At 71.1% G+C, this 14,515-nt stretch carries 16 protein-coding genes and 1 riboswitch; of the genes, 7 read left to right on the top strand and 9 right to left on the bottom strand.

Annotated elements, in window-relative coordinates:
* Positions 1 to 4: 4 nt before the first annotated feature.
* From cysQ to KHC27_RS00710, 3 genes are all read left to right on the top strand, one after another.
* The gene (cysQ, locus tag KHC27_RS00720; protein ID WP_213333915.1) at positions 5 to 856 is read left to right on the top strand and encodes a 3'(2'),5'-bisphosphate nucleotidase CysQ; all 852 of its coding nucleotides are present in this window, start codon (positions 5 to 7) and stop codon (positions 854 to 856) included.
* Between the two features lie 155 nt (positions 857 to 1,011).
* Positions 1,012 to 1,602, top strand: a complete 591-nt coding sequence (locus KHC27_RS00715; RefSeq protein WP_213333914.1) for a DUF1134 domain-containing protein — start codon at positions 1,012 to 1,014, stop codon at positions 1,600 to 1,602.
* 166 nt (positions 1,603 to 1,768) lie between these two features.
* The gene (locus KHC27_RS00710) at positions 1,769 to 2,857 is read left to right on the top strand and encodes a coiled-coil domain-containing protein (RefSeq protein ID WP_213333913.1); all 1,089 of its coding nucleotides are present in this window, start codon (positions 1,769 to 1,771) and stop codon (positions 2,855 to 2,857) included.
* 45 nt (positions 2,858 to 2,902) lie between these two features.
* On the opposite strand, the gene KHC27_RS00705 is transcribed toward KHC27_RS00710, so the two are convergent.
* Positions 2,903 to 3,676, bottom strand: coding sequence for a DUF2865 domain-containing protein (locus KHC27_RS00705; protein ID WP_213333911.1), 774 nt, complete (start codon positions 3,674 to 3,676; stop codon positions 2,903 to 2,905).
* 280 nt (positions 3,677 to 3,956) lie between these two features.
* On the opposite strand from KHC27_RS00705, the gene KHC27_RS00700 reads away from it, so the two are divergent.
* Complete coding sequence (locus KHC27_RS00700) at positions 3,957 to 5,312, top strand: NAD(P)H-dependent oxidoreductase (RefSeq protein ID WP_213333909.1); 1,356 nt, start codon at positions 3,957 to 3,959, stop codon at positions 5,310 to 5,312.
* Positions 5,313 to 5,731: 419 nt separating this feature from the next.
* Here the strand turns inward: KHC27_RS00700 and KHC27_RS00695 are convergent, their stop codons facing one another.
* From KHC27_RS00695 to KHC27_RS00670, 6 genes are all read right to left on the bottom strand, one after another.
* Entirely contained in the window at positions 5,732 to 6,337 is a 606-nt protein-coding gene (locus KHC27_RS00695) for a thiamine phosphate synthase (RefSeq protein ID WP_213333908.1), read from the bottom strand.
* A gap of 160 nt (positions 6,338 to 6,497) precedes the next feature.
* Entirely contained in the window at positions 6,498 to 7,271 is a 774-nt protein-coding gene (locus tag KHC27_RS00690; RefSeq protein ID WP_213333933.1) for a thiazole synthase, read from the bottom strand.
* 40 nt (positions 7,272 to 7,311) lie between these two features.
* Positions 7,312 to 7,509, bottom strand: a complete 198-nt coding sequence (gene thiS, locus KHC27_RS00685; protein WP_213333906.1) for a sulfur carrier protein ThiS — start codon at positions 7,507 to 7,509, stop codon at positions 7,312 to 7,314.
* Positions 7,487 to 8,563 (bottom strand): FAD-dependent oxidoreductase, encoded by a 1,077-nt coding sequence (locus KHC27_RS00680; RefSeq protein ID WP_213333905.1) that lies wholly within the window; start codon positions 8,561 to 8,563, stop codon positions 7,487 to 7,489. Before KHC27_RS00680 ends, thiS begins: the two co-directional genes overlap by 23 nt.
* Positions 8,554 to 8,676: riboswitch (TPP riboswitch) on the bottom strand. (Overlaps the previous gene by 10 nt.)
* 97 nt (positions 8,677 to 8,773) lie before the next feature.
* Positions 8,774 to 11,086, bottom strand: a complete 2,313-nt coding sequence (locus KHC27_RS00675; RefSeq protein ID WP_213333904.1) for an MHYT domain-containing protein — start codon at positions 11,084 to 11,086, stop codon at positions 8,774 to 8,776.
* Positions 11,087 to 11,218: 132 nt separating this feature from the next.
* Positions 11,219 to 11,413: a DUF3008 family protein gene (locus tag KHC27_RS00670; protein ID WP_213333903.1), complete on the bottom strand. Its 195-nt coding sequence runs from the start codon at positions 11,411 to 11,413 to the stop codon at positions 11,219 to 11,221.
* Between the two features lie 268 nt (positions 11,414 to 11,681).
* On the opposite strand from KHC27_RS00670, the gene KHC27_RS00665 reads away from it, so the two are divergent.
* Both KHC27_RS00665 and KHC27_RS00660 read left to right on the top strand, forming a co-directional pair.
* Positions 11,682 to 12,440 (top strand): phosphatase PAP2 family protein, encoded by a 759-nt coding sequence (locus KHC27_RS00665; protein ID WP_213333902.1) that lies wholly within the window; start codon positions 11,682 to 11,684, stop codon positions 12,438 to 12,440.
* A 70-nt stretch (positions 12,441 to 12,510) separates the two neighbouring features.
* Positions 12,511 to 12,723: a hypothetical protein gene (locus KHC27_RS00660; protein ID WP_213333901.1), complete on the top strand. Its 213-nt coding sequence runs from the start codon at positions 12,511 to 12,513 to the stop codon at positions 12,721 to 12,723.
* A gap of 169 nt (positions 12,724 to 12,892) precedes the next feature.
* Here KHC27_RS00660 and KHC27_RS00655 read toward each other — a convergent pair whose 3' ends face one another.
* Positions 12,893 to 13,291: an MAPEG family protein gene (locus tag KHC27_RS00655; protein WP_213333899.1), complete on the bottom strand. Its 399-nt coding sequence runs from the start codon at positions 13,289 to 13,291 to the stop codon at positions 12,893 to 12,895.
* A gap of 92 nt (positions 13,292 to 13,383) precedes the next feature.
* Here KHC27_RS00655 and KHC27_RS00650 point away from each other — a divergent pair, with 92 nt between their 5' ends.
* Complete coding sequence (locus KHC27_RS00650; RefSeq protein WP_246518625.1) at positions 13,384 to 14,007, top strand: NUDIX hydrolase; 624 nt, start codon at positions 13,384 to 13,386, stop codon at positions 14,005 to 14,007.
* A 9-nt stretch (positions 14,008 to 14,016) separates the two neighbouring features.
* Here the strand turns inward: KHC27_RS00650 and KHC27_RS00645 are convergent, their stop codons facing one another.
* Entirely contained in the window at positions 14,017 to 14,427 is a 411-nt protein-coding gene (locus KHC27_RS00645; protein ID WP_213333897.1) for a DUF1236 domain-containing protein, read from the bottom strand.
* Between the last annotated feature and the right edge of the window lie 88 nt (positions 14,428 to 14,515).

The raw sequence follows: 14,515 nt of genomic DNA, 5'->3' as shown, positions 1-14,515 counted from the left end.
GCCCATGCCGTCGCTCTCCCCGTCCGCTCCCTTCGCCCCCGGCGCCAGCCTGCCGCCGCTCCTCGCCGCGCTCGCGGGCGCGGTGCTGGATGCCGGCGCGGAGATCATGCGCATCCGCGCCGCCGGCTTCACGGCGAATGCCAAGGCCGACCACAGCCCCGTCACCGCCGCCGATCTCGCCGCCGAGGCGCTGCTGCGCGCCCGCCTCGCCGCATTGATGCCCGAGGTGCCGGTGGTGGCGGAAGAGGCGGTGTCGCAGGGCCGGGGCGAGCGGCCGGGCGCCAGCTTCCTGCTGGTCGACCCGCTGGACGGCACCCGCGAATTCGTCGCCGAGCGCGGCGAGTTCACCGTGAATGTCGGGCTGGTGGAGCATGGCGAGCCGACGCTTGGGCTCATCTATGCCCCGGCGGTCGGCACGCTCTATGTCGGGGCCGCCGGCGGGCGGTTCGGCGCGGCCGGCGCCTTCCGGGCCGAGCGCGCGCCCGGCGCCGCCCCCGCGCCGGAGAGCTGGCAGCCGATCCGCTGCCGGCCGGTGCCGGCCGCCGGGCCGGTCGCGGTCGCCAGCCGCTCGCATCTCGACCCCGACACCGAGGCGCTGCTGGACCGGCTCGGCGTCGCCGAGCGGGTGTCCTGCGGCTCGGCGCTGAAGTTCGGCCTGGTCGCGGAAGGGCGGGCCGATCTCTATCCCCGGCTGTCGCCGGTGATGGAATGGGACGTCGCGGCCGGCCACGCCCTGCTGCGCGCCGCCGGCGGCAGCGTCACCCGCCCGGACGGTACGCCGCTGCCCTATGGGCGCGAGGAGGCCGGCTATCTCGTGCCCGGCTTTCTCGCAAAAGGCACAATCCTGCGGGCATAAGGGTCACAGCCGGTCACGTTTCGGCAGCGGCACGGCCGGTTCGTCTTCCGCTCGCGGGTTCGCGTGTTAATGATGAAACCGAACCGGGTCCGCCCGCATTCCGTCGCCAGCCCTGTCGAACGATCGCCCTTCAAGCCCCCTTCGCGAGACACACCATGCCGACTTTGCGCCCCCTCCTCGCTGCCCTCGCCCTGCTGCTGCTGCCGATGCTGGCGGCGCCCGCGGCGGCGCAGCAGCCGCCGCAGCAGCCGCCCGCCCAGGCCGACTCCTATTCCACGGACGAGCTGGTGCGGCAGGGTCACGGCTTCTTCGGCGAGGTCTCCCGCGGGCTGGCGCTTTCCATCGAGAAGGCGGTGAGCAAATGGGGCCAGCCCAACGGCTACATCCTCGGACAGGAAGGTTCGGGCGCCTTTGTCGGCGGGCTGCGCTATGGCGAGGGCACGCTCTACACCCGCAATGCCGGCGACCTGAAGGTGTTCTGGCAGGGCCCCTCGCTCGGCTGGGACTTCGGCGGCGACGGCGCGCGGACCATGATCCTGGTCTACAACCTCAACAGCATCAACGACATCTTCCGCCGCTTCGGCGGCATTTCCGGCTCGGCCTATTTCGTCGCCGGCTTCGGCATGACCGCGCTGGCGAGCGACCCGCTGGTGGTGGTGCCGATCCGCTCAGGCGTCGGCGTGCGCCTCGGCGCCAATGTCGGCTACCTCAAGTTCACCCCCCAGGCCACCTGGAACCCGTTCTGACCCCGCCCTCCCCGGCGGCCCCCCGCTCCTGACCGGCGGCGCCGGTGACGCCGCGTGGCGTCGACGGATGCTTCGGGCTAGAGTTCCGGCAACCGCCGATGGGCGCGACCCTCGTGGCCGCAAGCGACGGGTCGGGCTGGCCGACCCCACAAGGTGATACGACCACATGGTCGAGATGATCATGTATGCCGCGCTCGGCTTCCTGGCCGCGACCCTGCTCGCGCTGCTGGTGCTGCCGGCCGTCTGGCGCCGCGCGGTGCGGCTGACCACCCGCCGCATCGAGAACGCGCTGCCGGTCTCGATGGCCGAGTTCCTCGCCGACAAGGACCAGCAGCGCGCCGCCTTCGCGGTCGCCCTGCGCCGCGAGGAGCTGCGGGTCGAGGAGCAGCGCGCCCGCAACGCCCAGGACCAGATCGAGCTGGCCCGCCGCACCGAGCGGGTCGCCGAGCTGGAAGCCGCCCTCGCCGCCGCCACCGCCGAGTCGGAGGACCGCCGCCTCGCCCGCGAGGAGGCCATCGGCCGGCTGCAGCTCGTGGAAGCCGAGCTGGCGCTGCGCTCCCGCGAGCTGCAGGAGCTGCACTACGCGCTGGAAGCCGCCCGCCGGGAGCTGGGGGACGCCACCGCCCGCGCCGACGCGCTCCGCACCGAGGCGGAGCATCAGCGGGTCGAGGCGGTCGCCCTCGGCACCCGCGCCGACAATCTGAAGGACCGAACCCTCGATCTGGAACGCCAGCTGGCGGCCGTGCAGGCCCGCCTCGCCGACGAGCGCTCGGCGCTGAAGCAGATGGCCGAGCAGGTCGGCAAGGAGCGCGAGCGCAGCCAGACCGCCGCCAGCCGCCTCGCCGACGCCGAGATGGCGCTGGCCGCCGCCCGTGAGGAGGTGGCGGAGCTTGCCCGCCGGCTCGGCGACAACCAGAAGGCCGACACCGCCGACCTGAGGGCCGAGCGCGACCGGCTGCGTGAACAGCTCGCGCTGCGCGAGGCGGAGATCGCGGCCTATGCCGCCGCCGGCCCGGCGCCGGCCGCGCCCGTGCCCGACGCGGCGGCGCTGCGCGAGCGGATCCTCACCCTCGCCGCCGAGGTCGCCCACATCACCGCCACGCTGGAGGGGCCGGAATCGCCGATCCATGCGCTGGTGAACGGCCACGTCGCCGGGGTCGAGGGCGAGCCCCCGACCCTCGCCGACCGCATCCGCCGGCTGCAGAAGGACGCCGCCCCGGCGGGCGAACCCCTCCCCGCCGCCGTCGACGCCTGAGCCGACCGGGCGGGCCGGCACCCGCCGCGCCGGCCGCTGCCGCTGTTACCGGCCGATCCCGGCGGGCCGGATCGCCATCTGCAGCGCCTCAAGGTCCTTGCGGGTGGCGCGGGAGAGCCCGGCGCCGTCGCTGGCCGAGACGAAGTCGGTGGGCGCGTGCGGCACCTCGGGCCGGCCCTGAAACACCAGCGGGCCGTTCTCCGCCATCACATAGTCGCCCGGCCGCAGCGTGGGGTCGGAGTCGATGGGAATGGCGGCGAGGCCGAACGGGCTGGTGCCGGTGCAGGTGCAGGCCGGATTGACCGAGGTGCGGTAGGCATAGGCGTTGGGCAGCGAGGTATAGGGCCGCCCGTCGCTGGACACCGCGCGGTCGATCCCGGTCTCGCGGCTGGAGGAACTGAAGACCTGCATCTCGGCGGAGGGGCAGAAGGCCTGGCAGCTGCTCTGCGCCGCCTGGCGGTCGCCGCCAGTGCCCGAGATCGGGAAGAAGCGGCCGTCGCAGGTGCGCACGCAGTAGGCGAAGGCCCCCCCGCCCATCGCCGGCGCCGCGGCGGCGCCCGCCGTTCCGGCGTCCTCGCCGGGATAGCTGCCATCGTCCGGCGCCACCTGCCCGGCGGTGTTGCCGCCACGGCCATAGAACCCGCCGCCCCGCGAATTCTCCCGCGAGGGGCCGGCCTGCGAGGGGGCGCTGCCGCCGCGCAGCCAGTCGCCGCGCAGGAAATTGAGGAACGGGTTGTCGGCGCGGGCGGCACCCGCGGAAAGGCCGACCACGGCGCAGCACGCCGTCACCCCGAGAATTCGCGCGATCCTGACGCCCATGCTGTCCATCCGGCAACCGCCCCTTCTTTAGCCCAAAACCGGCTGCGCGACAGTGCACCGCGTGCGCCCGTCCACCCCCGCGTCCCCGGTGCCCGGCGGCCGGAGGTGCCGGCCCGGCATTTCCGTAGCGGAAGAAAGGGTTCTAATCTGGGCCGGTCCGGACCGAACCCGCCCCGGGGCGCGGCCGCAGAGCCCGGCCGGACCCTGCCCCGCCCCGCCGCGGGGCCAATCACCGAGGGAACCCCCACGCCGGCGCGCCGGCAACGCCAAAGGACCCGCCATGAATCTCGCCCGCCTGCTGAAGCAGCGCGCCGACGCCGCCCGCCCCGTCCGGGTCGGGCTGATCGGGGCCGGAAAATTCGGCTCCATGTTTCTCGCCCAGCTCCGCACCACGCCGGGCCTGCACCTGCTCGGCATCGCCGATCTCTCCGTCGATCGCGCCGCCGCCGCGCTGGCGCGCACCGGCTGGGACGTGAACGCGGCGCGGGCCGCTTCGTTCACCGCCGCCCTGCGCGAGGGCACGACCCTGCTCACCGAGGATGCGGCGGCGCTGATCGCGGCGGACGGGCTCGACGTGGTGGTCGAGGCCACCGGCAGCCCGGCCGCTGGGGCGCGCCATGCCCTCGCCGCCATCGACGCCGGCCGCCATGTCGTCATGGTGACGGTGGAGGCGGATGTGCTGGTCGGCCCGCTGCTCGCCCGCCGGGCCCGGCAGGCCGGCGTGGTCTATGGCATGGCCTATGGCGACCAGCCCGCGCTGGTCTGCGAGATGGTGGACTGGGCGCGGGCCTGCGGCTTCCGGGTGGTGGCCGCCGGCAAGGGCACGAAGTACCTGCCGGCCTTTCACGCCTCCACCCCCGACACGGTGTGGCAGCATTACGGGCTGACACCGGAACAGGCGGCGCAGGGCGGCATGAACGCGCAGATGTTCAATTCCTTCCTCGACGGCACCAAATCCTCGATCGAGATGGCCGCCATCGCCAATGCCGCCGGTCTCGCCGCGCCGTCCGACGGGCTGCTGTTCCCGCCCTGCGGCGTCGACGACCTCGCCCGGGTGCTGCGGCCGCGCGCCGCCGGCGGCGTGCTGGAGCGGGCCGGCATGGTCGAGACCGTCTCGAGCCTCGAGCGGGACGGCCGCCCGGTGTTCCGCGACCTGCGCTGGGGCGTCTATGTGGTGTTCGAGGCCGAGGAAGGTCCGCAGGGCGATTATGCCCGCGCCTGCTTCCGCGAATATGGCGTCGTCACCGACCCCTCCGGCCGCTACACCGCGCTGTACCGGCCCTATCACCTCATCGGGCTGGAACTCGGCATCAGCGTCGCCAGCGCCGCGCTGCGCGGCGAGCCGACCGGGGTGGCGGAGGCCTTCAACGCCGATGTGGTGGCGGTGGCCAAGCGGCCACTGAAGGCCGGGGAGACGCTGGACGGGGAAGGCGGCTTCACCGTGTGGGGCAAGACGCTGCCGGCGGCGGCCTCGCTGGCGCGGGGCGGCCTGCCGATCGGCCTCGCCCACGGCGTGCCCCTCACCCGCGACATCGCGGCGGGAGAGGTCATCGGCTGGGCCGATGTCCGCTGCCCCGACAGCGACATCGTGCGGCTGCGCCGGGAGATGGAGGCCGCCTTCGCCCCGCCGGGCTGAGGGCCGGGCGACGGCCGGGAGGCGGCCCGGCCGGCAGCCGGGAGCCGCAGGTGGGCCTGTTCGTCGGGAAGGCGGTTGGCGACGCTGTCGTCGAGCGGCTCGCCCATCACCGCGCGGCCATCGAGGCCGCGGCCCTCGCCATGCTGCTTCCTGTCCCGGTTCGAGTGGGTCATGGGGTCCGGTACCATGTCCGGGTCGGCCTCCTTGCTGCGGTCGCCCTGGAGGGCGGGCCTCCTGGCTACGCCCGCGCCGCGGGCCGGGCGCCGAAGCCGGAGCCGGAGCCGGAGCGGCCGGGGCGACGGCGGGGTGTCACAGATCAACCGGCCGCCGGGAGGGTCGCCCCCGGCGCCGAGGGGAAAATCGCTTGAAAAGGAAGGCGGTAGAGGGATGGCACCGCCTGCGCGGGGCGCGCCGCCGGCTCAGACGGCGCGGCGGGTCGCGATCACCCATTCCCGCGCGCGCTGCTCGGGAGTGGCGTTCAGCAGCACGTCGGTGACGACACACACCGTGTCGGCACCGGCCGCGAAGCAGCCCGCCGCGCGCTCCACGGTGAGCCCGCCAATGGCGACCAGCGGCACCTCGCCCACCCGCGCCTTCCAGGCGGTGATGCGCTCCAGCCCCTGCGGCGCCCAGCGCATCGCCTTGAGGATGGTGGGGTAGACCGGGCCGAGCGCGACATAATCCGGCGCGCAGGCCAGCGCGGTCTCCAGCTCCGCCTCGTCATGGGTGGAGAGGCCAAGGCGCAGCCCGGCACGGCGGATCGCCGGCAGGTCCGCCACCGCGAGGTCCTCCTGCCCGAGATGGACGAAATCGCAGCCCTCCTCGATGGCGAGCTGCCAGTGATCGTTCACCACGAGCTGCGCGCCGTAGCGCTGGCAATGGGCGCGGGCCTCGGCGATCTCGCGGCGCAGCGCCGGCTCCGCCATGTCCTTGGCGCGAAGCTGCACCAGCTTCACCCCCTGCGGCAGCAGGCGGGGCAGCCAGGCGGCGCGGTCGACGATGAGGTAGAATGGATCGAGGGCCATGGGGGTCGGAACTTTCAGGCGGGCGTGGCGGCGGGTGGACGGAGGGCACGCGCCAAAGCCGGACGCGCGGGACGCGGGCGGGTATCGTGGGGGCTGCGGGCGCGGTGGCGACGCGACGGAAGAACAACGGGTGAGGGAACGGCGGGGGCCGTCCCGGCGGTCAGTCCAGAACCGCCCGGCCCATCACCGGGGTGGAAGGGGCCGCCATGTCGCGGGTCTCCATCGGGTCGGCGAGGAAGGCCTCGCGGCCCGCCTCCAGCGCCCGGGCGAAGGCCCGCGCCATGCGGGCGGGGTCACCCGCCTTGGCGACGGCGGTGTTCAGCAGCACCGCGTCATAGCCCATCTCCATCGCCGCGGCGGCGTGGGAGGGCAGGCCGATGCCGGCATCCACCACCAGCGGCACGCGGGGGAAATGCGCCCGCAGCGAGCGCAGGCCATACGGGTTGTTCAGCCCGCGGCCGGAGCCGATCGGCGCCCCCCACGGCATCAGCACCTCGCAGCCGGCGGACAAGAGCTTCTCCGCCACCACGAGGTCTTCCGTGGTGTAGGGAAACACCTCGAAGCCGTCGCGGCAGAGGAGGCGCGCCGCCTCCACCAGCCCGAACACGTCGGGCTGCAGGGTGTCGTCCTCGCCGATCACCTCCAGCTTGACCCAGGGGGTGCCGAACAGCTCCCGCGCCATCTCCGCCGTGGTGACGGCTTCCTTCACCGTCTTGCAGCCGGCGGTGTTGGGCAGCACCCGCACGCCGAGGTCCTGGATCATCTTCCAGAAGCTCTGGCCGGCGAGGCTGGCGCCGGATTCGCGCCGCAGCGACACGGTGACGATCTCCGCCCCGCTGAGGCGGATCGCCTCCGCCAGGATCGCCGGCGAGGGATACTGCGCGGTGCCGAGCAGCAGCCGGGAGGAGATCTGCGCGCCATAGACCTCCAGCACGTCCGGGGCGAGGCCCGGCTTCACATTCATCGCGTCCATCTCATCCCCCCTGCATGGGTGCGAGGATCTCGATCCGGTCGCCATCGGCGATCGGCGTGGCCTCGCGCTTCGCCGCCCGCACCATCGACCCGTTCAGCGCGGTGGCGACGATCGCCTCGGCGAAGCCCAGCTCCGCCAGCAGCGCGGCGAGGGTGGGCGCCGCGGTCTCCGAGGCCTCACCATTCACGACGATCTTCATCCATGACCTCCGGGAAATAGGCGCCGTCCAACGCCACCTCCGCCGCCCGCCGGGCGAGCGCCGGCGCGGCGAGGAAGCCGTGGCGGTAGAAGCCGTTCACGAAGATCGTGCGGCCCCGCTTGCGGATGCGCGGCAGGTTGTCGGGAAAGGCCGGCCGCACGTCGGCGCCGATCTCGACGATCTCCGCCTCGCCGAAGGCGGGGTGGAGCTGGTACACCGCCGACAGCAGCTCCAGCATGGAGCGCCCGGTGACGCGGCCGCGCTGGTCGTTCTCGATCGAGGTCGCCCCGATCATGAAGTGCCCGTCGCCGCGCGGCACGACGTAGACCGGGATGCGGGGATGCAGCATCCGCACCGGGCGCTTCAGCGCGATCTCGCGGGTGAAGAGCACCAGCATCTCCCCCTTCACCCCCCGTAGGTCGGCGAGGCGGTCGCGGGCGGAAAGGCCGCGGCAGTCGACCACGATGTCGGCCCCATCGGTCGCCGGATCGGACTCATCGTCCACCACACTGCACCCGAATCTGATCTCGACGCCGTGCTCCGCCACCAGCTTTCCGGTGAGCGCGGCGAGCGCCTTGCGCGGCTCCAGATGCGCTTCGGTGGGGAAGAACAGCCCCTGGTCGAAGCGGCCCGCAAGGTCCGGCTCCAGCGCCGCCAGCGCCGGCCCGTCGAGCCACTCGAACGCCTCGGTCCGGCGCGCGAAACGGCGCAGATCCGGCAGGTCGCGCGGCGGAGCGAGCACGAGACTGCCCTCTCTCGGCACGTCCGGCACCTCGCGGCGCCAGTATTCCAGCGATTCGAAACCGAGTTCGGCCACCAGCGGCTCCGCGCTCTCGCGCTCGCACCACGGCGCCAGCATGCCCCCGGCAAACCACGAGCAGCCCTGCCCGGTGCCTTGATTTCGCTCGACAATCGTGACCCGGGCGCCGCGCAGCGCGAAGGCGTGGGCGCAGGTGAGCCCGGCAACCCCCGCCCCGACGACGGTCACACGCGGGGCGTTCGCCGCGCCGGGCGCGGTCGTCGCACTGTCATGGGCCTGTTCTGGAGACGTCATCCGCTCCTCCCTCCGCCAGTCCAAGCTGGATCAGGTTCAAAGGGTCGCCATGCCGCGGAATTTCCGCGCCGATAGCCTCTCAGCCTCCTGACGAGGCTCCCCTGGACAGATGTGATATAGTGCTTCGACGGCTCGCTGTCACCGTCGTGCCATCGAGTTTCCGGGCTTCATCGTGCCCGCCGACTGCGGCATGGCGGCGCTGGTGCTGCCTTACTCCCCGCGCCGCAGCTTGTGCGGCAGCACCACCACATTGTCCCGCCGGCGGCCCGCCGCCGTAACGAGCGCATGCTCCAAGGCCTCGCGACCAAAAGGTTTTCCGATGCGCACGATGTCGGGATCCGCCCCTTCGGGCAGCTCGGCATAGCCGGTGCCCAGGATCACCGGCATCTGCGGCCGCCGTGCGCGGATGGCGGCGATGAGCTGGAGGCCGGACATGCCGGGCATGGCCTGATCCGTCAGCACCACGTCTATCGGAATGCCCGAATCCAGCAGTTCCAGCGCGGCCGTGCCGGATATGGCCTCGGTCACGAGGAAGCCGAGGTCCTCCAGCATGGCGGCCGTGGCGCTCAGCACCAGCGGGTCGTCGTCGACGACCAGCACGGCCAGACCGGCGCCACCGCCGGTCTCGGCAGGCGCCTGCGGATCCGGCACGCCTTCCGCCGGCACCATGACCGCCAGCGGCAGCAGGATTTCCGCGGTGGTACCCTCCCCGAGCCGGCTCTTCAGCAGCAGGCGTCCGCCGGACTGCGCCGCGAGCCCGTGGACCATGGCAAGGCCGAGCCCGGTGCCCTTGCCGACGCCTTTGGTGGTGAAGAAGGGCTCGGTGGCCCGAGCCAGCGTCTCCTCATCCATCCCCGCGCCGGAATCGCTGACAGACAGGCAGAAATACCGACCGGGCGGCAGGGCGCCACCGTCGGCATCCGCGGTTTCGGCTACGATCTCCTCCTCGCGCGCCGCGATGACGATGGTTCCGCCCCCAGGCATCGCGTCCCGGGCATTCACCGCCAGATTCAGCAAGGCGAGTTCCAGCTGGTTGGCGTCGACCCGGGCCAGCGGCAGGCCGAGAGGAAAACGGGTCTCGATACGCACGCTGGGGCCGATGGAGCGGCGCAGCAGGTCCGCCATGCCCAGCACCAGATCGGGCACGTCGACCGGCTCCGGCTTGAGGTCCTGACGGCGGGCGAAGGCCAGCATGCGCTGGGTCAGGGCGGCCCCGCGCTGGGCACCCTGAATGGTGTTGTCGATCAGCCGCAGCAGCCGGGGGTCGTCGGGCGCGCGCTTGCGGGCCAGCTCCAGATTGCCGAGGATCACTGCCAGCAGATTATTGAAATCATGCGCGATTCCGCCGGTGAGCTGACCCACGGCCTCGAGTTTCTGGGCCTGTCGCAATGCCGCCTCGGCCCGGCGGCGCGCCGTGATGTCGACCAGCCCGCAGAGCGTGGTGAGGATATTGCCCTCGGCGTCGCGCAGCGCGATGGCGGAAAGCACGCAGTCCAGCACCCGCCCATCCTTGGCGACGAGACGATATTCCGCCTCGCTGAGCTCGCCCTGCTGCTGAAGCCGCGGCCAGTGCTCCTCATTGCGGCGCCGGGCGGAATCCGGCGTCATGAAATCGGTGAGTTCGTGGCCCAGCACCTCCACGCGTTCATACCCCAGCAACCCGAGCCAATGGTCGCTCACCTGCTCGATCCGGCCGCGGGCATTGAGGGTGTGCAGCGGCAGCGGCGTGCGCTGGTAGAGCAGCCGGGCGTGCTCCTCGCTGCGGCGCAGCGCATCGGCCTCGCGCTCCGCCAGCACGGCAAATCGCCGGTCGTAGAGGGAGGCCAGCGTCGCGGCCCCGAGGATGACCAGCGTCGCCGCGGTCATCGCCATGCCGAGCATGAGGTGGTCGAGACCGGGAGACACCTTGCCGGCGACGGCGCCGGACATGTCGGGCATCACGAAGGCGGTGCCGTGCATCGCCGTGTAGTGCATCCCGGCCACGCCCAAACCGAGCGCGCCGGCTGCCAACATGCGGTGCCTCAGCCGGGCGGAATGGATCGCCAGCCACAGCCCGCCTGTCGAGGCGCCGATCGCAATCAGCAACGCCGCGGCGACATGCGCGGGATCGTGCTGCACCATCGCATCGAGCTGCATGGCCATGATGCCGAGATAATGCATTCCGGCAATGCCGATGCCCATGAACAGGCCGCCCACGGCGATGTCTGGCAGGCGCCCCGCGCTTCGGCCCGCAAGGAGGAAACCGACCGAGGTGGCCAGCACCGCGACGAGAAAGGAGAGCAAGGTGAGGCCGGGGTCGTAGGTGACCGTGCCCACATAGCGGAAGGCAAGCATTGCCACGAAATGCATCGCCCAGATGCCGCCGCCCATGACGGCGGCGGCCGAGCCGAGCCAGATGAGCCGGGTATATCCGCGGGAATCGCGGATGCGGCCGGCGAGGTCGAGCGCGGTATAGCTGGCGGCAACGGCAATGACGGCCGACAGCACGACAAGCAGCGGATCGTGCCCTGCCATGGCGTTCATGACCCTACACCCGCTGCCCGCACGGAAAGTCCACCCTCCTCACGCGGGGCCGCACCGTCGCGAACACCGCGCTTCATCGGTGCGGATCATGCGCCCTTTTGGCCGCACTGATAACCCGTGAGCGGGCGGCGATCACTGGCTGTCGTCGTCGGCGTGCTCCGGCTTGCCCTTCCGCTTGGTCGAGGCGAGTTCGTCAAGTTGCCGGGCGCTCATGGATTCGTACATCGAGCGGGAGGCGCCTTTCAGCTCGGACGCTTTCTGCTCGCCACGCTTGGCCACCAGTGCGGCCCCGGCCGCTTTCTGCTGGGCCTTGGATTTGGCTGGCATCGACGCCTCCCTGCCTCAGGAGAGATAGCCGAACAGCCACAGGCCGATGATGATCGGCAGCGGGATGCCGATGAGCCACAGAAGTCCACCCTTGAGCATGATCGCCTCCATTGCTGATGGCGTCTCAACCGGCCGCGTGTTGTTTGGTTCCGGCCGACTGGCAAAAGCCACCCGAGGCGCCAGATATACCTGCGGAAGCGGCCGCGACGGCCCCAGCGAGCGAGGAGATACCGTGGCGCCGAAGCGAACCCGCCGGTCCTTTCTGGGCATGTCTTTCCCCGGAGAGATGGGCACGCTGCTTGTCCTCTTCGCCGCGGCGGCGGCGCTGGTCGGCTTTGCCGCCATTGCCGACGAAGTGCTCGAGGGAGAGACACACGGCTTCGACGAGGCCCTGCTGCTCGCGTTTCGAAACCCCGCCGACCACGCCGACCCGATCGGACCGGCCTGGCTCGAGATCGCCATGCGGGACATCACCGCGCTCGGCAGCACCTCCGTGCTGATGCTGGTGACGCTGATCGCGATCGGTTTCCTGCTGATGGCCGGCAAGCGGGGGGCGGCGCTGCTCGTCACCCTGTCCATCGCCGGCGGCACGGCGCTGAGCCTCGCGCTCAAGTCCGGTTTCGACCGCCCCCGCCCCGATCTCGTGGCGCATCTGGTCGACGTGCACACGCTGAGCTTCCCGAGCGGCCACGCCATGCTCACGGCGGTGACCTTTCTCACCCTCGGCGCGCTGCTGGCCCGCACCCAGCGCTCGCGGCGGCTGCGGGCCTATATCGTCGGCATCGCGCTGTTCCTCACGCTGCTGGTGGGGTCTAGCCGGGTCTATCTCGGTGTGCATTGGCCCACCGATGTCCTCGCCGGCTGGTGCGTCGGCAGCGCCTGGGCGCTGATCTGCTGGATGCTGGCGCTGTGGCTGCAACGCCGCGGCGAGATCGAGCCTGAGACCGGCACGGCGGACAACGAGGGCCCGACCGCACTACCCCCCGACGAGGCGACGGACGCTCGCACCAGAACCTCCGCGAAGTAGAGTTGTCGCACGCGGCGCCGGCGCTATGATCGGCGCTGCGTCGCGTTCACCGGCGCGTGGGAGGAAAGCAATGACCAAAAAAGCGCCCGAAGGGCTCCTCATCGCCGAAATGGGCGTTATCGAAACAGTGGAATCCGACAACATCCTCCGGTGGGATGGCGACGTGCTCTATGTCGAGCAGGACATTTACCACAATGGCCAGCTTGTGCACCGCAAGTACAAGCGCCGGGTGACCAAGGATGTCGCCCGCGCCGTGCTGGCCATGGCCGGCGTGACGCACTGACCCGGCAGACGGCCGCGGCTCAGCGCACGAGCCGGGAATGGGCGCGGCGGCGCCAGGGCGCGGTGGATTTTGAGGGCAAGCCATTCGGGATCGCGCGGCCCCGCGCGATCTGCGGCACTGCCTTTCGGACGCGACAACGATCGTGTCCCGCGGACCGGTTCGTCAACGCCTACACCGGCACGAGCACCGCAAGCAGGATGAGCCCGATGCCGGCCATGGCGGCAAGAAAGGCGCAGGAGCGCAGATAGGGCACGCCCAGCGCGTAAAGCGGCACATAGATGAGGCGCGCCAGCAAGTAGAGCGCCGTCCCCGCCATGGTCAGCGCACCCTCCCGCCCGGCGACGTGGGCAATGAGCACGGCGCCCATGAAGACGGGCAACGTTTCGAGTAGGTTCGTCTTCGCCCTCTCCAGCCGGCCCGTGAGTTTACCCGGCGGGGGAGCGGGTTCGTCGCGCGGGCCGGCATTGTAGGCGATGCCGGTTTCCCGGTTCCGAAGAATAGCCGGCACCATGATCTGAAAAAGCGTCAAAACCAGTGTGAAGCCGAGTAATGTGAGTTCAAACGTCATCTCGCCTCGCCATCTGGCTTGTCTCCCCTCAATTCTGCGCTAACTATCTACGTCGAGCACCTTGCCGCGGATCGGGCAGGGAGAAAGCGAAGATGGTGTCGGCGAAGACGAAACTGCGGAAGCTCTCGAATGGTCGCCCGCTTCGGCAGATCGCCGCCCTGCCCTATCGCCGTGACGAGAGCGGCAACATCGAGGTCCTGATCGTCAGTTCGCGCGAGACGCGTCGGGCCGTCATCCCCAAGGGATGGCCGATGAAGGGGCTGAAGGACTGGAAGGCCGCCCAGGTCGAAGCCCGCCAGGAAGCGGGCGTCATCGGCACGATCGGGCGCAAGAAATGCGGCGAGTTCGTATACTGGAAACGGCTCGACAGCGTATTTGGGCTTGTAAAGGTCGCGGTCTATCCGCTGCTGGTCCGGCGCCAGCTTGCCGACTGGCCCGAGCGGCATGAGCGCGTCCAGCGCTGGCTTTCCCCTGACGATGCCGCACTCCTGGTGGACGAGCCGGACCTCGCAAGCGTAATTCTCGATGCCACGGCCGCTCTGGCGGGTGGAACGCCGGCGGGCGGCAAGGGGGATCGGCCGGTAATGTCCGGAAACGCGGCTCGGCGCGCAAGGGCTCCAACGTCGATGACCCTCAGCCGGCCCCCAGGACCGGCTGAGACAAGCGACATCGTGATGATGCTGCGGTGGGCTGGGGCGACCCCAGCCGATCCGTAGCTGCGGGCTTTACTCGATGACCTGCACCACGCGATGGGTCTGGGGATCGACCAGCACGGTGCGCTCGTTCACCACGGTGTAGCGATAGCGTGTGTCGCCATACTGCGAGGGAACCTCGTAATAGCGCACACCGCTCGCGGGCAGTTCGGTACCGACGACGACCTCCCGGTCGTAGCGATAGGATGGCACGCGCTCCTCCTCCACCACATAGGTGTGGAACCGGGAGCGCTGGTCATCGGAGATGCCGCCGACCACAGCGCCGGCAACACCGCCGACCACCGCCCCGACCGGCCCGCCCACCAGCGCGCCACCCACCGCGCCGGTCGTGGCACCGGCCGCAACACCCGCGCCATCCTGCGCGCTGGCCGCGGCGGGAATGGCTAGAAGCATCGCACTGGCAAAGATGGCTTGGCGAATCATGTCCGTCTCCTCTTGTCTCCGACCCGGATGTGCTGTAAGCGTCGTCCTCAGGCCACGTTACTGAGGGTGGGCTTGGTGGGATAGGCCC

Origin of the sequence: Ancylobacter lacus, from assembly GCF_018390635.1 — a bacterium.
Classification (GTDB): Bacteria; Pseudomonadota; Alphaproteobacteria; order Rhizobiales; family Xanthobacteraceae; genus Ancylobacter; species Ancylobacter lacus.
The sequence above is the reverse complement of the archived record's forward strand: the minus strand, read 5'-3'. Positions and strand labels throughout refer to the sequence as shown.